The 16,869-nt window shown below is 64.2% G+C and carries 16 protein-coding genes; 8 read left to right on the top strand and 8 right to left on the bottom strand.

The genetic code is table 11. The features are described from left to right. Positions 1-121 precede the first annotated feature (121 nt). Entirely contained in the window at positions 122-2,455 is a 2,334-nt protein-coding gene (locus tag AAF563_20450) for a xanthine dehydrogenase family protein molybdopterin-binding subunit (GenBank protein MEM7123658.1), read from the top strand. An 11-nt stretch (positions 2,456-2,466) separates the two neighbouring features. Then, positions 2,467-3,639, top strand: coding sequence for a Xaa-Pro peptidase family protein (locus tag AAF563_20445; protein ID MEM7123657.1), 1,173 nt, complete (start codon positions 2,467-2,469; stop codon positions 3,637-3,639). Between the two features lie 9 nt (positions 3,640-3,648). Here AAF563_20445 and AAF563_20440 read toward each other — a convergent pair whose 3' ends face one another. Together AAF563_20440 and AAF563_20435 are read right to left on the bottom strand one after the other, a co-directional pair. Next, the gene (locus AAF563_20440) at positions 3,649-3,954 is read right to left on the bottom strand and encodes an AzlD domain-containing protein (GenBank protein MEM7123656.1); all 306 of its coding nucleotides are present in this window, start codon (positions 3,952-3,954) and stop codon (positions 3,649-3,651) included. Further along, positions 3,947-4,648, bottom strand: coding sequence for an AzlC family ABC transporter permease (locus tag AAF563_20435; GenBank protein ID MEM7123655.1), 702 nt, complete (start codon positions 4,646-4,648; stop codon positions 3,947-3,949). Before AAF563_20435 ends, AAF563_20440 begins: the two co-directional genes overlap by 8 nt. A 102-nt stretch (positions 4,649-4,750) precedes the next feature. Here AAF563_20435 and AAF563_20430 point away from each other — a divergent pair, with 102 nt between their 5' ends. Beyond that, positions 4,751-5,326 (top strand): CGNR zinc finger domain-containing protein, encoded by a 576-nt coding sequence (locus AAF563_20430; GenBank protein ID MEM7123654.1) that lies wholly within the window; start codon positions 4,751-4,753, stop codon positions 5,324-5,326. A gap of 32 nt (positions 5,327-5,358) precedes the next feature. Here AAF563_20430 and AAF563_20425 read toward each other — a convergent pair whose 3' ends face one another. The 4 genes from AAF563_20425 to AAF563_20410 form a co-directional block, all read right to left on the bottom strand. Then, positions 5,359-6,285, bottom strand: a complete 927-nt coding sequence (locus AAF563_20425; GenBank protein ID MEM7123653.1) for an SAM-dependent chlorinase/fluorinase — start codon at positions 6,283-6,285, stop codon at positions 5,359-5,361. Positions 6,286-6,318: 33 nt separating this feature from the next. After that, positions 6,319-8,208 carry an ABC-F family ATP-binding cassette domain-containing protein gene (locus AAF563_20420; GenBank protein MEM7123652.1) on the bottom strand — a complete coding sequence of 630 codons (1,890 nt, stop codon included), beginning with the start codon at positions 8,206-8,208 and terminating at the stop codon, positions 6,319-6,321. Positions 8,209-8,254: 46 nt separating this feature from the next. Next, a complete protein-coding gene (locus AAF563_20415) occupies positions 8,255-8,548 on the bottom strand; it encodes a hypothetical protein (GenBank protein MEM7123651.1) in 294 nt (97 codons plus the stop codon). 110 nt (positions 8,549-8,658) lie between these two features. Then, positions 8,659-8,850: a hypothetical protein gene (locus tag AAF563_20410; protein ID MEM7123650.1), complete on the bottom strand. Its 192-nt coding sequence runs from the start codon at positions 8,848-8,850 to the stop codon at positions 8,659-8,661. 159 nt (positions 8,851-9,009) lie between these two features. Between AAF563_20410 and AAF563_20405 the strand changes: the two genes are divergently transcribed. Both AAF563_20405 and AAF563_20400 read left to right on the top strand, forming a co-directional pair. After that, positions 9,010-9,882 carry an NAD(P)-dependent oxidoreductase gene (locus tag AAF563_20405; GenBank protein ID MEM7123649.1) on the top strand — a complete coding sequence of 291 codons (873 nt, stop codon included), beginning with the start codon at positions 9,010-9,012 and terminating at the stop codon, positions 9,880-9,882. 78 nt (positions 9,883-9,960) lie between these two features. Continuing rightward, positions 9,961-10,398 (top strand): protein phosphatase, encoded by a 438-nt coding sequence (locus AAF563_20400; protein MEM7123648.1) that lies wholly within the window; start codon positions 9,961-9,963, stop codon positions 10,396-10,398. A gap of 7 nt (positions 10,399-10,405) precedes the next feature. On the opposite strand, the gene AAF563_20395 is transcribed toward AAF563_20400, so the two are convergent. Then, a complete protein-coding gene (locus AAF563_20395; GenBank protein ID MEM7123647.1) occupies positions 10,406-11,854 on the bottom strand; it encodes a hypothetical protein in 1,449 nt (482 codons plus the stop codon). 247 nt (positions 11,855-12,101) lie between these two features. Then, the gene (locus AAF563_20390) at positions 12,102-12,908 is read right to left on the bottom strand and encodes an inositol monophosphatase (GenBank protein ID MEM7123646.1); all 807 of its coding nucleotides are present in this window, start codon (positions 12,906-12,908) and stop codon (positions 12,102-12,104) included. 101 nt (positions 12,909-13,009) lie between these two features. Between AAF563_20390 and AAF563_20385 the strand changes: the two genes are divergently transcribed. Genes AAF563_20385 through AAF563_20375 form a run of 3 tightly spaced genes read left to right on the top strand, consistent with a single transcriptional unit; the run spans position 13,010 to position 16,638 of the window. Beyond that, entirely contained in the window at positions 13,010-13,312 is a 303-nt protein-coding gene (locus tag AAF563_20385) for a hypothetical protein (GenBank protein ID MEM7123645.1), read from the top strand. Beyond that, complete coding sequence (locus AAF563_20380; GenBank protein ID MEM7123644.1) at positions 13,309-15,564, top strand: N,N-dimethylformamidase beta subunit family domain-containing protein; 2,256 nt, start codon at positions 13,309-13,311, stop codon at positions 15,562-15,564. Before AAF563_20385 ends, AAF563_20380 begins: the two co-directional genes overlap by 4 nt. Before the next feature lie 15 nt (positions 15,565-15,579). Beyond that, positions 15,580-16,638 (top strand): phosphotransferase, encoded by a 1,059-nt coding sequence (locus AAF563_20375; protein ID MEM7123643.1) that lies wholly within the window; start codon positions 15,580-15,582, stop codon positions 16,636-16,638. The last annotated feature ends 231 nt before the right edge of the window (positions 16,639-16,869 follow it).

Below are 16,869 nucleotides of genomic sequence, written 5' to 3'. Positions count from 1 at the left end.
GAGAGAGCGCGGCAACCGGCTTGTTTGCGAGCCCTTCGCGTGCCTATCATGAAGCCGTTCGCCGAGCGGGTACCACGCCGCGCCGGGGATACTTCCTGATGCACGTGCAAGGAGCGGGGCGTTGAGCCAGTTTGCCCTGGGCCAACCGGTCCGCCGCATCGAAGACCTGCGTCTGATCACCGGGAACGGCCGTTTTACCGATGACGGCGCTGCCTTTGGCGAGGTCCATGGCTATGTCCTGCGCTCGCCCTATGCCCATGCGGATATCGTCAGTCTGAACGTCGACGCGGCGCGCGGTGCATCCGGCGTCATCGGTGTCGTCACGATCGACGACCTGGATGCGGACGGTGTTGGCGATTTACCCTGTTCGGTCCGTCCGGACAACAGTGACGGCACGCCGATGTACCATCCGCCGCGTCCGGCGTTGGCCCGCGGTCGCATCCGTCACGTCGGCGAGCCCGTCGCGTTCGTTGTGGCCGAGACGTTGAGCCAGGCGAAAGACGCCGCCGAACTGATCGAGGTCGACTTCGAGCCGCTCGATGCTGTCGCCTCTACAGCAGGTGCCATGGCGGAAACGGCGGTTGTAATCTGGCCGGATGCGCCAGGCAACGTCGCGCTCGACTGGTCGAACGGCGACAAGGCCGCGACCGAGGCGGCGTTTGCTGGTGCGGCACATGTCATCACGCTCGACCTCGTCAATAATCGCGTCATCGTCAACCCGATGGAGCCACGGGCGTCGCGCGGCAGTCATGATCCAGCGACTCAGCGCTTTGAACTGGATTCCGGTTCGCAAGGTGTCCACTTCCTGCAAAACGTCCTGGCCGACAAGATCTTCCACGTACCGCGGACATCCGTCCACGTGACCACCGGCGATGTCGGCGGCGCGTTCGGCATGAAGAACTTCCTCTACCCTGAGCAGGTGTTGGTGCTGGACGCCGCGCGCCGGTTCGGCCGGCCCGTGCGTTGGACTGGTGAGCGCACCGAATCGTTCATGAGCGATACCCAGGGCCGCGATAACGTGACGACAGCGCAACTGGCATTGGATTGCGACCACCGCGTTCTTGGCCTGAAAGTCGACCTGATCGCTAATCTTGGTGCCTATCTCTCGAACTACGCGCCGGCGGTGCCGACCTCCGCCAGCACCATTCTGCTGTCGGGCCTCTACGATATCCCGGCGATCCACGTGCGCGTGCGCGCGGTCTACACCAACATGGTGCCGATGGATGCCTATCGTGGCGCCGGCCGGCCAGAGACGGCTTACTGTGTCGAACGCTTGATGGATCAGGCGGCGGCTGAGCTGGGCGTCGCGCCCGAGGCGTTGCGGCGCAAGAACTTCGTCCCGCGCGACGAGTTTCCTTACGTGACCCAGGTTGGCATGACATACGACGACGGCGACTTCGCCCGCCATCTGGAGCGCGCGCTGGCGCTGGGCGATCACGCCGGCTTTGAAGCACGGCGCAAGGCGTCAGCCGACGCCGGCAGGCTGCGAGGCTTTGGGTTCGCCTGTTACATCGAACGGTGTGGCGGCGGCGGGCCGGACATGGTCGACATTCGTGTCGATCCCTCAGGCGGCGTGACGCTTTTTGTCGGCACGATTACCAACGGTCAGGGGCACGATACGGCCTATGCCCAATTGACCGCCGACCGGCTGGGCGTGCCCATCGAGAACGTGCGGATCGTCCAAGGCGACAGTGACGCGACGCCCTATGGCAGTGGTGTCGGCGGCTCGAACTTCATCGCTGTCGGTGGCAATGCCTGCGCCGTCGCCATCGACAACGTCATCGACAAAGGTCGCAAGGTCGCCGCCCAGGCCCTGGAAGCGTCGGAGGCGGATATCGAATTTGCCGACGGCTCGTTCCGCATCGTCGGCACTGACCGCTCGGTCAGCCTGACAGAAGTCGCGGCGGCCGCGTTGAACCCGGCCAAACTGCCGCCTGAGACGGATCCTGGCCTGCAGGCCGTTGGCAGCTACAAGGCGCCGGGCGTCACCTTTCCCAACGGCACGCATCTGTGCGAGCTCGAGGTTGATCCGGAAACTGGTGTCATCGACATTCTGAACTATCTGGTCGTCGACGACTTCGGCGTTATCGTCAACCCGATGCTGGTCGAGGGTCAGGTCCATGGCGGTGTTGCGCAGGGCGTGGGTCAGGCCTTCGCCGAACATACGGTCTATGACGAGACCGGCCAGCTCTTGAGCGGTTCGTTCATGGATTACCAGCTGCCGCGCGCCAGCGACCTCTCGTCGATCGCTTTCGAGACCATCGAGGTCCCGGCCAAAAACAACAAGCTGGGCGTCAAGGGATGTGGCGAAGCGGGCGCCACCGGATCGGCGCCGGCGGCGATGAACGCGCTGCTCAACGCCTTGCGCCCGATCGGTGTGCGCCATGTCGACATGCCGGCAACGCCTGACAAGCTCTGGCGTTTGATCAGGCAGGCGAGAGAGAACGCAGCGTAACGGGAGTTGTCATGACAGCAGGGATCAGCGCCAGGGAATTCGACGAACGCCGCGAGAAAGTGCGCCAAGCGGTCGCGCGCGCCGGTTTGGACGCACTGCTGGTGTGTTCGCGTGGCGGCGGCACGACGGACCGCTACGCCGACGTCATGTACCTCACGAACTTCTACACGCGTTTCCCGTTCATCCCCGATGTCCCCGGCGAATGGACGGCGCGGGCGCATGCGTTCGTTCTGATGGGCAAAGACGAAGCGCCGGTTCTGATCGCCGACGATGTGCCCAAACGGCCTGAGGAACTCCACATTGACGAGCATGTCATCACCGGCGATGTCATTGCGTCGCTGATCGAGGCGATCGGCAAGGCCGGCCTGCAGTCCGCGCGCATTGGCGTCGCCGGTTCGGACACCCTGCCGTGGGCCGTCCACCGCCGATTGGCGGCGGCGTTTCCCGAAGCAGAGTGGCTGCCCGCCGACGAGATCATGATGACCATCCGTATGGTGAAATCGCCGGGCGAGATCGCCGCGCTCAGGCGTGCGTCAAAGGTCGGCTGTCAGGCGACCGAGGCCATGCTGGACCGCGCCGAGGCGGGTGTCAGCCATGGCGAGGTGGTTGCCGCCGGCATGGAGGTGCTGGTGACCCAGGGCGGCATTCTCTACAACTCCTTCATGTCGTCGGGGCGCGGCGGCAACAACCCGCGGTCCGTCGCCAACAGTTTCCCGACCTGGGGCTCCGACGATGTCCTGGAAGACGGGGACTGGTTCCATGTCGGCATTTCCGGCGCCGTCGACGGTTACTACTTCGATCATGCCCGCTCCAAGCCGATAGGCCAGCCGACCGCCGAACAGGTGCGCGTGTTCGAGGCACCGATCATCGCTGTCCAGGCCGCCATGGACGTCATCCGCCCCGGCGTCACCGCCGCCGAGGTCGCGCGGGTTGGACGCCAGGCGCTTGAGGGACAGGGTTTCCCGTTGGAGGGCGCGTTCAAGGGTTTCGGCCACGGCATCGGTCTTGGCTGGGATTCGCCGTGGCTGGTCGAATCCGATCAGACGGTGTTGCAAAAGGACATGGTGCTCTGTGTCGAGCGCAGTGTGCGCCACATGGGTTATGTCGGCGACTTCGAAGAGACTGTGTTGGTGACCGACGACGGCATCGAGCTGTTGACCGATGCCGTCGTACGGCACTGGTAGGAGCCTTGCTCAGACTCCAAGCGACAGCCGGGTAAGCGCTGCAACCACGACACCCGCTGTCATGGCAATCAGCATGTTCTTTGTCATCACCATGGCGGCAAACACAGCCGCGATGCCGATGATCGTGCCGGTATCACCGGTCAGCAGCGCGGGCACGACGATGGCGACCATCACGGAGCTCGACAGGCTTTCCAGGAAGGCTTCTATACGTGGCGTCACCGGCACCACGCTCATGATCAACAGACCGCCGGCCCGGGTCAGGTAGGTCACCGCGGCCAGAGCCACGATGACAAGGATTGTCGAGGGGTCACTCACGGTAGAGCGCTGCGCCCACGACACCGCCTGCGAGGGCACCCGCCATGATGTGCCAGTTCGTCGGGAGCAGCCACAGGCCGAGTAGGGAGACGATCGCCGCCGCTAACCAGGGCAACACGTTCACGCGCCCGCGCCACATGCTGACCAGGACGGTCGCGAAGAAGGCGAGCATCAGGATGTCGAGGCCGTAGCGCTCAGGGTCCAGCAGCGCACCGGTGGCGGTCAGACCGGCCACGGTGCCGGTAAACCAGCAGACCCATAGCGCCAATCCACCGCCGACGAGCACGCCGACATCATTGCCGCCTTGCGCACGGTAGCTCATGGCCATCGCCCAGTTCGCATCGCTCAGCAGGGCCGCGGTGCCGAAGCGCCGCCACGGGCCGAGGTGGCGCAGCCACGGATGGAGGGCCGCGCCCAACAGGACATGCCGTGTGTTGACGGCCAGCACCGCCAGCAGGAGGGCGCCCAGGCCGGCGCGATCCAGGCCCATGTCGAGCGCGACAAACTGCGCGGCGCCAGAAAACACGGCGGCACTCATCAGTGTTGTCTCGACGTCCGTCAGACCGGCTTGCTGCGCCGCCGCGCCAAAGGCGATGCCGAGCACGACGGCATAGAGCGCGACCGGCGCGATATCCGGTATGCCGCTTCTGATACCGCGCCACGTGAGGACGACCGTATCATCTGTATCTTGCATCGTCTGCACATCTAACCATTTAATAGGTTAGGTATAGAGATTAGGGAATGGCGGAGTCAACCGCTAAGCTGGTTAGAACTGATTTGGCCGGGGGTGACGGCGATGGTGTCAGTAGGCGCGGGTTCGTTGGGCTTGTTCGGCGGTAGGCTTTGCCTCGATTTCGTCAACACAGCCAATCGCGGTGGAGACGGGATCGAGCGGGAGTTCCTGGGGGATCACGACGACCTTTGGGCATGGGGTCGCCATGTCGGCCTGTTGGCTCCCGGTCACCAAAGAACGACAGACACCGGGACCATGAGCTCGTGCCTTGCGCTCAGGGAGAGCCTCCATCGGCTTCTCTCGCCTGACAGCAGATGCGATCACGCGAGGGAAGACATCGAACGGCTGAACAAGGCGATGGCGCTGGGCGCACGCCACGCGCGTCTTGTCGCGAGCGAGGGCGGCGTAACCTACGACGCCGGCGCTCGTCTTGAGACATGGCTCATGGGTCCGGTCGCGTGGTCGGCGTCGGAGCTCCTGACCTCAGGTCAGGTCGGCAACGTCAAGACGTGCCCGGGGACCCATTGTGGGTGGCTGTTCCTGGACACCTCGCGCGGTCACACACGACGCTGGTGTTCGATGACCACGTGCGGCAACCGGGCGAAGGCGCGCGCCCACTATGAGCGCCATCTGAGCTGACGGTTTACTGGACCACGCGGCCGTTCGTGCCGTCACCGTTCGAAGGTAATCCGCCATTGCGGGCCGGCGCCGACGCCGTAAGTCTCCGCGAAGTTCGCGAAACTCAGGGCCAGCGACATGTTACCGACATTGTTCAACAGGATCAGCGGCGCACCAGGCTCGACGTCTGGGTAGGCGGCGGCATAGGTGACTGAATCCTGATAGATGACTTGGTCGTCTTCGGAGATCGTTACCGTCAGCACGTCGCCGTAGCTGGCGCCGAGTGAGCTGAAGGTTTCCTGGTCGATGTTGGTCCACAGGTTGCCAAAGGGATAGTGGATCAGGCTGACGAACCCGGTGATGGTGCCGGCGCTGATCCTGGGTTCATCGAGCTCGAGACGAACATACGAACCGCCGATCGAAGGTCCGACGTCGCCGAAGCCGATAATGCCTCCGGCGAGCGCGGCGGCCGTTGCGACAAACACGTCCCGCCCGGTGAACGTGTAATAGTCCTGATCGCCTGGTTCGGGGTTGCGCGTCACCTCGATGATACGAACATCGACGACACCGTAGTTCTCGGCAACCAGCGTCAACGTACCGTTGTCCGGTGTCGCGATGAAATGTCCGCTCTCGGTCAGCATCACGACCGGTTGCCTTTCCGATAACGGACTATCGTCGACGGCCGACACGAACACCGTGCCGGGGGGAAAATAGCCGAGCGCGGCGTCCAGGGTCTGCGCGGCCTCCCACAGATCGAAGGGCGCGATATCATGGGTCGAATCGACGACCTGCAGATAGGAGTCGAATGAAAGGGCGATACCCTTCATCTGGGCGGCCGCGCCGTGCCGTGTGCCTTTGTCCGACTGAAGCACGACAATGCCGTTCGTTTCCTGTGCATAGACGGGCGACATAGCCATTGCCGTCGCGAGCACGGCGGCGGTCAGCCAGACGATCCTTCTCGCCAAAGTAACAGGCATCATGATGGCCCCCTGTCTGCTATGTCGTCGGTGCGGTCAGGCCGCGTCGCTTTCGGCGGCTTCCAGCTTGTGCTGGGCATCCAGCCAGTCGGCTTCCGCTTTTTCCAGGCGCTTTTCGATATCGGCGCGCTTCTTCATCAGGTTTGTTGCGGGTTGGCCGGCTTTGTCGCCTTCGTACTGATCGGGATGAAACAGCGCGTGGTCGATCTCGCTGCGCTCGCGCGACAGTTTTTCGATCAGCGCTTCAGCTTCCTTGACTTGTTTGCGCAGCGCGCTCGTGCGTTCGCGCGCCTTGGCCGCGGCGCGGCGCGCTTCCTTGCGGTTGACCTTGCCGCCTGGCTCGGCGGCATCTTTCGCTTCGCCCGATCCGCTCAGGACCTGGCGGCGATAGTCATCCAGGCTGCCGGTGAATTCGCGCGCCGTCCCGTCGGCGATCAGCCACAGGCGATCGGCCGTCAATTCGACGAGATGCCGGTCATGACTGACCAGGATGACGGCGCCGGTGAAGTCGTTGATCGCCTGGACGAGCGCTTCTCGCGCATCGACGTCCAAATGGTTGGTCGGCTCGTCCAGGATCAGCACATGCGGCGCTTCGCGGGTGATGAGCGCCAGCGCCAGGCGCGCCCGCTCGCCGCCCGAGAGCTTCGACACCTCCGTCAGCGCCTTGTCGCCGGAAAACCCAAACCGGCCGAGTTGCCCGCGCACGGCGGCCGGCTTGGCGTCGGGCATCAGGCGGGTCATGTGCTGCAGGGGCGTGTCGCCGGAGCGCAGTTCCTCGACCTGATGCTGGGCGAAGTAGCCGACCTTCAGCTTAGTGGCCTCGTGACGGTCACCGGCCATCGGCTCCAGCCGGTGCGCCAGAAGCCGGGCAAGCGTCGTCTTGCCATTGCCGTTGCGGCCCAGCATCGCGATCCGGTCGTCGGGATCGAGCCGAAGGCCGACCTCCTGTAGCACCGGTGTTTCCGGCTGATAACCGACAGCGATGCCGTCATAGGTCACCAACGGCGGCTTCAATTCGCTGGGATTGGGGAACTCAAACGCGATGGTTTCGCCTTCGGCCATGGAAGCGACCGGCTGCATGCGCGCCAGCGCCTTCAGACGGCTCTGCGCCTGGCGCGCCGTATGGGCCTTGTAGCGCCAGCGATCGACATAGCTTTGCAGGTGCTTGCGCTGCTGCTCCTGTCTGGTGCGCAGTGCCTCGAGCTGCGCCAGGCGTTCGCCGCGCAGCCGCTCGAAATCGTCATAGCCGCCGGGGTAGAGAGTCAGCTTGCCGGCGGCCAGATGCAGAATGTGATTAGCGACGTTGTTCAGGAGATCGCGTTCGTGGCTCACCACGATCAGCGTCTTGGGATAGCTTTTCAGAAACGATTCCAGCCACAGCGTCGCTTCGAGGTCCAAATGGTTGCTCGGCTCGTCGAGCAGCAGGATCTCGGGTTCGGTAAACAACAGGGCCGCCAGGGCGACGCGCATCCGCCAACCGCCGGAGAAGCTTTCGATCGGCTGGTGCTGTTCGGCTTCGGTGAAACCGAGGCCGGCAAGGATGCGCGCGGCGCGTGACGGCGCGGCATAGGCGTCGATATCGGCCAGCCGGTTATGGATGTCGCCGATTTTCGCGGGGTCGGTTTCGCTTTCGGCGGCGGCCAGCAGATCGGCGCGTTCGATATCGGCGGCCAGAACCGTCTCCAGCGGCGTGCCATCGCCGGATGGCGCCTCCTGGGCGATCAGGCCGATGCGACGGTTCCTGCCCAGTTCGACATCGCCGCCATCGGGGTCCAGTTCGCCAGTTATGACCTTCAACAGCGTCGACTTGCCGGCGCCGTTGCGTCCGATCAGCCCGACACGGTGGCCGTCGGGGATCGTCGCACTGGCGCCGTCAATAATGACCCGTCCGCCAAGGCGCACGGTGATATCGCTTAAGGTCAACATGGCGGCGGGGTCTTAACACGGCCCCGGGGGAGAGTTGAAGGCTCGCTTAAATCTCGGTTTCGTCGGCTTCCGGATCGCCCGACGTCTCGCCGTCCTCCGGGTTGAGGCGGCGGATGATGATATCGCCGTTATCCATGATCTCCGGCATGGCGTATTGCGGGATCGCCATCAGCATCAGCTCCAGCGCCAGCATCAGCTTTTCGGCGGCCTCTTCGGCCAACACGGCTGGATTCTGGTCGGATTCAGGCGCCGTCTCGTCATCGGCCAACGCCGCCGGCGCGCTAAGCGCCATGGTCGAGGCCAAGCAAAGACTGGTGAAGATTCGGCGTTGAGGCGACATGGTTTCAGTCCCCTCGGCGATCATTGATGTCATGGGGGCAGACTGTCACCGCCCATCCGGGCGAATTTAAGGCGCGTATCGAACCGGACCCAAACAGGGCCGGGCGTGGGTTAGTGGGCGTCTTCCGCACGGGCGGCCTTTTCGGACCGGTTGGCGTGATAGCCGACCAACAGGAACCACGACAGGACCACCAGGCCCAAGCCCATGTAGACGCTGGAACCGTGCGGCGAGCCGGCTGCGATGAACAGGCCGAGGACGCCCAGGATGCCGAAAAAGATGGTGATGAAGATCGACGCCAACATGGTTGAGACCTCAAAGGAGTGGTTCGCGCGCGAGCATACGCATCTTGACGCCGAGAGCAAGGCTGACCCTGCGTTGCCAGGACGGAAGCCCGCCGCCTATGATGCGCCCACACATCATATGTCGTGATGTCTATTCGCGCTCGCTAGGGAGAATTCGTCGTGAAGGTTGCGTTCCTCGGAATGGGGGTCATGGGCTACCCCATGGCTGGTCACTTGGCCGCAAGCGGCCATGAGGTCACCGTCTATAACCGCAATGCAGACAAGGCGACGGCCTGGGTCGATCAGCATGGCGGCGCCAGCGCCGCAAGCCCGGCTGAGGCTGCGAAAGGGCAGGAGATCGTCTTCGCCTGTGTCGGCGACGACCCCAGCGTGCGCGACGTCATTACGGGCGACCACGGTGCGATCCACGGCATGGAGCCGGGCGCCGTCTTTGTCGATCACACGACCGCATCGGCTGATGTGGCGCGCGAGGTCGCGGCGGCGCTGGCCGACAAGGGCAACGGGTTTGTCGATGCGCCGGTCTCCGGCGGTGAGGCGGGTGCGCAGAACGGCCAGCTCACCATCATGTGCGGCGGCGACGAAAAGCACTACGAACACGCCCGTCCGGTGATGGAATGTTACGCCAAGGCGGTCAATCTGATGGGTCCGGTCGGCGCCGGTCAGCTCTGCAAGATGGCCAACCAGATCTGCATCGCCGGCCTGGTCCAGGGCCTGGCCGAAGGCCTCAACTTTGCCCAGCGCGCCGGCCTCGACGGCAAACAGGTCATCGATGTCATCTCCAAAGGTGCGGCGGGCAGCTGGCAGATGGAAAACCGCGGCCATACCATGCTGGAGGATGCGTATGAATTCGGTTTTGCCGTCGACTGGATGCGCAAGGATCTGCGTATTGCGCTTGCCGAGGCGCGCACCAATAACGGCGCCTTGCTGCCGGTGACCGCGCTGGTCGATCAGTTCTACGCCGAGATCCAGCGCCTTGGTGGCAACCGCTGGGACACCTCCAGCCTGATGCACCGGCTGAAGCGCGCGCCCTAGTCCGACGCCTTGCCGAGCCAAACGCTCTCCATCGCGACCTTGGGCGTTGTTCCGCGCGGTCGCATAGGATTGTGCCGGATGCCCGGCCTCTTTGGCGACCTTGCCTCGGACCTGGCTCAGATCAAGCGGTGGTCGCCGGCGATTGTCCTATCCATGACCGAGCAGGCTGAGATGGACCGTTGCGGCAGCACCGAGCTCGGTTCGTTGCTGGGTCAAGTAGGCATCGATTGGGCGCATCTACCAGTTCGCGATTTCCGCGGTCTGGATGCGGCGCAGGCAGCGCGATGGCCCGATCTATCGGGACGTCTGCATAGCTTGCTGGACAGCGGCGAGGGCGTCCTTTTGCATTGCCGTGGCGGCAAGGGCCGATCGGGCATGATTGGGTTGCGCCTGCTGGTCGAACGTGGCGAGAACCCCGACGAGGCGCTCAAGAGATTGCGTCAGGAGCGGTCGGGCGCCGTTGAAACGGAGGAACAGTGGGCCTGGGCCGCCATCACCGTGCGCCCGCTTCCTTGAACCCTGTCTACTGGGGAATGACGGTGCAGGTGACCTTGCGGTCCATGACGGCGGTGCAGAAGTTGGCGGCGGCGAAGGCGGAGTCGAAGTAACCGATCTGCACGCGATAGATCAGACCGGCGCCGGCAGATCCTTCCTCAATGACGGGATTGTGGTCGCCGACCACGCCGCCCAGTTCTGACTTCAGTTCCCGCCAACCTTCCTGGGCTTGCTCCGCAGTGCCGTAATCGGCGAGCTCAACACGAGTACCGGCATGAGAGTAGGCGGAGACGACCGGCAATTCCGCGACAGGCACGACGGGTTCGGTGACCTCGGCGACCTCGACCGGCTCATCGGCCGGGGTCTCGTCGGACACCGTCTCGTCGGGCAGGGCCGTTTCAATATCGGCGATGTTTTCAGCGGGCAGCGGCGGCACGGGCACGTCATCCAAGGCCGTGTCCGCAGCGGCATCGGCGACGTCAGGAGTGCTCTCGTCGGTCAAACCGTCATCCGAAGACGGTGGCGCCTCCGGCGTGGGCACGACGGCATCCGCGACATCCGGCGTTTCGGACGACGCGGCATCGCTGGTCTGGGTTTCCGGTGCGGTTGCGGCGGGTTCCGTCTCGACAGCCTCTGTCTCGACGGCCTCTATCTCGACGGGCTCTGTCTCGACGGCGTCGTTCTCAGCGGCATCCGTTGCCGCGACGTTGCTCTCCGGCAGATCGTCGGCAGCAAGGCTTTCGGCTGTCGACGCCATATCGGCGATGTCGCTGCTGTCGACGACATCTCCCGCTTCGCTCGGGGCGGTGATGTCTGGTGTGTCTGCGGCCAAGGCGTCGACGGTTTCGACATCCGGTTCGGCAGGAGCGATGTCGGCCGCTTGGCTCTCGAGGGTATCGGCGCCGGCAACACCGGGCTCTTCCGTTGCCACATTTGAGGAATCTGCGTCTTCGGCTACAGCACTGTCATTGGCCGCGCCATCAGCATCGGCATTGACCGAATCCGCTAGCGTTGTCCCCGAGGCAGCCTCGGGCGTTGTTTCCTGCGACGACGTCCCGGCGTTATAGGCAAGGACTTCCTGGTCGGCCTGATCAACGACGGTGCCCGACGACGTGCCCGCGCCATCGTTCGAGATCGCCGTTGTCTGTTCGTCGATCCAGGTTTCGACCGTGTCGGCCGCTGATCCGACGGCCGTCACCGAATCGCTCAAGGGGTCGCCGCCATCCTCGCGGTAGAAGTAAGCGCCGGCCGCGATCGCGACCACGACGGCAAGCCCGACAACGGCGCCGGCGAACCGTTTAAGCCGGCGACGCAAGCGCCAGTTGATGGTGCGGCCGGCGACATCGCCCTTAAGGGCGGCGCGCCGTTCGACCGCGGCAACGAAATCCTCGGATGGCGCCTCATCAACCGCTCGAAGCGTGCCGAATTCAGGCGGTGTCCGTTCGGGCACGTCACTGCTGTTTGCCTGGTCAACCATCTAACACTTCTTCATCGTCTGAATGTCGGCTGCCTTGCGCCTAGGCCGCCAACGGGTCTGCCAAGGCGCCCTCATATCTGGCGATCAGCGCAGCCGACGGGTCTAATCTTCTTCGGGGTCAGTATGGCCCGACTCGCCGACGATTCCATTTACCCAATTTGGCTACTCAAATGTGGGGTTTGTGTGTCTGGCCATTGGTTCACGCCAAACCCACGCTAGCCGTCAAAGGACGGCACACGCCCAGATGTTAGCCGGTGGCGATTAAGATATCGTAAAGCGCGGTCCAGCTTGCTTCATCCGGCGCGATCAACATCCCCTCGGTTTGGAGCGGGCCGTCCGGACGATAGGCCGTGCCATCGAGATTCCGGGCGTGACCGCCGGCCTCCGCGTGCAATAGCATGCCGGCCGCGTGATCCCACGGCGCCAGCTTGCGATATAGACCGAAGTCGAGCCGGCCTGAGGCGAGCGCCAGATACTCCAGCGCCGCGCACCGCAGGTCGACAAAGGGCGGCACCTGCTGGCAGCGTTCGACGATCCGAAGTGGTAGGGCGCGGTCGCCGAAACGAAGTTTGACCGTACCGAACATCCGTGCCGGCTCCTTCGGCGACGACACGTGGATCGGCTTACCGTTGCAGGTCGCGCCGTCGCCGCGCGACGCCAACGCCATGTCGCCATGCACGGGATCATGGAGGCACGCCATCTGGGTTTCACCGTTACGGGCAAGCGCCACGATCACGCCGAACAGCGGCAGGCCGGCCGCAAAGTTCGTCGTGCCGTCGACGGGGTCGATGATCCACACCGGCTGATCGGCAGTGAGGCGGTCCAGCACCGCCGGGTCGGCCGCCACCGCTTCCTCGCCAACGACAAGCGCGCCGGGAAGCAGCTCGCCCAGCCGGCGCGACAGCGTCGCCTCGGCAGCTTCGTCGGCCACGGTCACCATGTCGCCCGGCGCCTTGTCGCGAACGTCGCCGGCCGCCAGTTGGCGGAAGCGGGGCATGATGTCGGTGGCCGCGGTCTCGGCAACGATGGCGGCGACACGTTCGGGATCAACCATGAAGGCCTCTTTATTCTGTCGGCCCGTCGATCGGCCTACTGGATCATTGGCGCGGGCCGGGCCAAGATGCGGCGGCCTTCAACCAACCATGCTTCACGTCCATGCCTGTCATTGATCCCAGCCGCAAGGATCTTGTCGCGGAATTCATGGCGCAGCCCGCCGGTCCCCATAGCGGTGACCTCAGACGCCTGCTGAATGCCATGCGGACCGATCCGTCCTTGCCGCCCTACATCCTGGTCTGCATTGAGCCGTTTCGGAAATGGCGCCTGGCGCAGAAGGTCGGCGCACGCGGCACACCGGTCGAGTTGATCGGCGATGTGGCATATGACGACCCACTCGAGGCCGAACGCGCGGTCTTCCGGCTGCGCTGGAAGGGTCTTACCGGCGAGGACCTGACGCCGTGAGCGGGCTGCCTGAAAAGAAGATCATCGGTTATGCCGATCGCCTCGCCGTGGCTCCGGGCGAGACCATTGGCTTCAAGGTCAGTGCGGAAGGCACGGCGAGCTTCCGCGCTGATATCGTGCGGCTCGTCTCCGGGGATTTGCATCCCGATGGACGCGGCCTGATCGAGCACGTGGTGGCGACACCGGCCTCCGACGATTACCCGGCCCGCGTCCAGCCGATCCACGCGGGATCCTTCGCGGTCATCGATGACGATGCCGACTTGCTGGCATCGGCAAGCTTCAGCCTGTGCGCCTGGATCTGGCCGACCCTGCCGGGCGACGGCGAGCAGGTGGTCATGGGCTCCTGGGATGCCGGCGCCGGGCGCGGCGCCGCGCTCTTTCTCGACGACACCGGTGCTGTCGCACTGAAGCTGGGTAGCGGCGCCGACGGTGCGATCTCGGCCGGCGTGCCTCTTCTGGCGCGCGAATGGGCATGGGTAGGCGCCAGCTTTGATGGAGGCACCGGTCGTGTCCGCGTCTGGCAGCGGCCGGCAAAGGAGTACCCGGGCATGGCGCGGTGCGCCGACGAAACTGGTGACGTTGCAAACCAGCACGACACGGCCGCACTCAAGTTCCGGCTTGCCGCCGCCGGTGACGATGCACGAGGACCGTGCGCAACCGCGCATCATTTCAATGGCAAGATCGACGCGCCACGCGTCGCATCCAGCGTCCTTGACGAGGCCGGCGCGCTGCATTTTCAGAACGACCCCAGTCAATGTGCGACGACGGTCGCGGCTTGGGATTTCGCGCTGGCCACGACCGGCGACCGCATTATCGACACCGGTCCAAACGGCCACGACGGGCGCTTGGTCAATCTGCCGGCCCGCGCCATGAAGGGGCACAATTGGACCGGTGCGGTGCTCGACTGGACCAAGGCGCCGGAACAGTACGGCGCCATCCACTTCCACGACGACGACATCTATGACTGCGGTTGGGATGACGACGTGACGCTCGACGTTCCCGCCGATCTCGCCAGCGGCATCTACGCGGCGCGGATCGTGGCGGGCGATCAGGATGACCACATCCCCTTCGTTGTCCTGCCGCCGCGCGGCAAGGCGACCGCCGATGCCCTGTTTCTGATGCCCAGCGCCAGCTACATGGCCTATGCCAACGAACATTCGGCGGTACAAGGCGGTGGTTATCTGCAGGCGTTCTCGAATGGTCTGAACGGTCTCTCGGCCCAGGATCTGCTGCTCGATCAGCGACCCGATCTCGGCTACTCGCTCTATGACGTTCATGGCGACGGCAGCGGTGTCTGCTACAGCTCGCGCCTCAGGCCGGTGCTCAACTTCCGGCCCGGTGTCACCAACGCCTGGGTCGGTCCGGCCGGGACCTATCCCTGGCAGTTCAATGCCGACCTGCCGCTGATCGACTGGCTGGATCACGAGGGTTTCGCGTGCGACGTCGCGACCGATGAGGAGTTGAATGAGGAGGGCCTGGACCTCCTGAACCGCTACCGCGTGGTGCTGACCGGCAGCCACCCCGAATACTATTCGCTCGCCATGCACGACGCCTTGTCGGCATGGCTCAACCAGGGCGGCCGAATGATGTATCTGGGCGGTAACGGCTTCTACTGGCGTGTCGCCTACCATCCGGACATGCCGGGCGTGATCGAGCTTAGGCGCGGCGAGGACGGCATTCGCGACTGGGTCGCGGAAGGCGGCGAGTACTACCACAGCTTCGATGGCACCTATGGCGGCATGTGGGAGCGCCAGGGACGTCCCATTCACGCCATCGCCGGTGTCGGCATGGCCGGGCAGGGCTTTGATGTTTCGTCGTATTACCGGCGCACCGAAGCCAGCAACGACCCACGCGCCACCTTCGTCTTTGACGGCATCGATGACGAGATCATCGGCGACTTCGGCACGGTCGGCGGCGGCGCGGCCGGGATTGAGGTCGACCGCTATGACCGCGGCAAGGGATCGCCACCCCACGCGCTCGTGCTGGCATCATCGGAAGGTCATTCCGATACCTACTACCCAGGCCCCGAGGAGATCGACAACGCTTCGCCGCTGATCGACGGTTCGCAGAACCCAAACCTGCGCGCCGACATGGTGTTCTTCGAAACACCCGGCGGCGGTGCTGTGTTCTCGACCGGCTCGATTGCCTGGATCGGCAGCTTGACCTGGAACAGTTTCGACAACAACGTCGCCAAGCTGACCGGTAACGTATTGCGCCGGTTCCTTGATCCCAAAGCGTTTCCTGCACCTTGACGAAGGGGAGTTTGCGTGAGTACGTCGGCTGAAGCACCGGCGCTGATGGCGCTGGCATCCAATCCGCCCGTTTTCTCCGAACAGGAAGCGCGCCATGCGGCGGTAACGCTGTTCGGTATCGATGCCGACGCGGAACCAAAATCGAGTGAGCGCGATCGGAACTTTCGCGTCAACGCCGGTTCCGGCGCCGACATCGTCTTGAAGGTCTGCAACGTCAACGAGGACCCCGCCGTCATCGACTTTCAGATCGCGGCGCTGCGCCACATCGAAAGCACGGACCCTAGCCTGCCCGTGCCGCGCGTCGTCATGACGCACGCGGGCGAGGCGCGGACCCGGGTAACCAGTGAGGCGGGCGAGGAGCTGATGGTCTTCGCGCTGACCTATTGTCCCGGCGTGCCGCTCAGGGAGATGACACTGACGCCGCCGATCATGCGCGCGGTCGGCTCAACGATTGCCAAACTTGGGCTGGCGCTCAGGTCGTTCGAACGGGCCGCGCCGGATCAGGCTCTGGTCTGGGATATCCGCCGTGCCGACGCCATGCGCCAGCACCTTGCGTTGATCGGCGATGGCGCGGCCGAAGAGATGGTGCGCGAGACACTCGATCGGTTTGCCGCGCAGACACTGCCGACGATGGCGGGCCTGCGCCATCAGGTCATTCACAACGATGCCAATCGCGGGAACATCCTGGCTGTGCCCGGTGATGATGCCGAAATCAGCGGCGTGATCGACTTCGGCGACATGGTCGACGGTCCGCTGATCCAGGATGTCTCGACCGCGGCCATGGAACTGACCGCGTCGAGCGATGACCCGATCAGCTTCATCGAGGCGTTTCTGGAGAGTTATGCGGCGGTCAATCCGCTTTCCAACGACGAGGTGGCGTGTATCTATGACTGCGTGATGATCCGCCTTGCCGTCTGCGTCCTGGTGTATGCATGGCGCGACGCGTTCCAGGCGGAGTCGCGCTATGACGCGAAGGCCGAAGCGATGCGGTTTTTTGACGAAATGAAGCGGGTCGACGCTGTCGGCCGCGACGCGGCGACCGAGAGATTTCACACGGTCTGCGGCACCGGCTGATAAAAAAGAAAAGGGGCCGCGGCATGAGCCGCGACCCCAATCTTTGGTAACGAAGGTTGGCTGAGCTTAGAGCAAGGTCGTGTCGGACCAGTTTGGTCCGACACGTGAATCTTGCTCTACTTCACAAAATTAGAGACCGATTCACGGCCCGCATATGAAATGCGGGCCGATCGGGCTCTAGAAGCCCATACCACCCATGCCGCCCATGCCGCCCATGTCGGGGCCGCCTGC

This window comes from Pseudomonadota bacterium (assembly GCA_039028155.1).
Lineage (GTDB): Bacteria > Pseudomonadota > Alphaproteobacteria > SP197 > SP197 > JANQGO01.
The sequence above is the reverse complement of the archived record's forward strand: the minus strand, read 5'-3'. Positions and strand labels throughout refer to the sequence as shown.

Bases quoted from the DNA above. Each gene is read 5' to 3' on its own strand.
- AAF563_20445 (MEM7123657.1), top strand. From the start codon at position 2,467: ATGACAGCAGGGATCAGCGCCAGGGAATTCGACGAACGCCGCGAGAAA.
- AAF563_20435 (MEM7123655.1), bottom strand. From the start codon at position 4,648: ATGCAAGATACAGATGATACGGTCGTCCTCACGTGGCGCGGTATCAGA.
- AAF563_20430 (MEM7123654.1), top strand. From the start codon at position 4,751: ATGGTGTCAGTAGGCGCGGGTTCGTTGGGCTTGTTCGGCGGTAGGCTT.
- AAF563_20425 (MEM7123653.1), bottom strand. From the start codon at position 6,285: ATGATGCCTGTTACTTTGGCGAGAAGGATCGTCTGGCTGACCGCCGCC.
- AAF563_20420 (MEM7123652.1), bottom strand. From the start codon at position 8,208: ATGTTGACCTTAAGCGATATCACCGTGCGCCTTGGCGGACGGGTCATT.
- AAF563_20415 (MEM7123651.1), bottom strand. From the start codon at position 8,548: ATGTCGCCTCAACGCCGAATCTTCACCAGTCTTTGCTTGGCCTCGACC.
- AAF563_20410 (MEM7123650.1), bottom strand. From the start codon at position 8,850: ATGTTGGCGTCGATCTTCATCACCATCTTTTTCGGCATCCTGGGCGTC.
- AAF563_20400 (MEM7123648.1), top strand. From the start codon at position 9,961: ATGCCCGGCCTCTTTGGCGACCTTGCCTCGGACCTGGCTCAGATCAAG.
- AAF563_20395 (MEM7123647.1), bottom strand. From the start codon at position 11,854: ATGGTTGACCAGGCAAACAGCAGTGACGTGCCCGAACGGACACCGCCT.
- AAF563_20390 (MEM7123646.1), bottom strand. From the start codon at position 12,908: ATGGTTGATCCCGAACGTGTCGCCGCCATCGTTGCCGAGACCGCGGCC.
- AAF563_20385 (MEM7123645.1), top strand. From the start codon at position 13,010: ATGCCTGTCATTGATCCCAGCCGCAAGGATCTTGTCGCGGAATTCATG.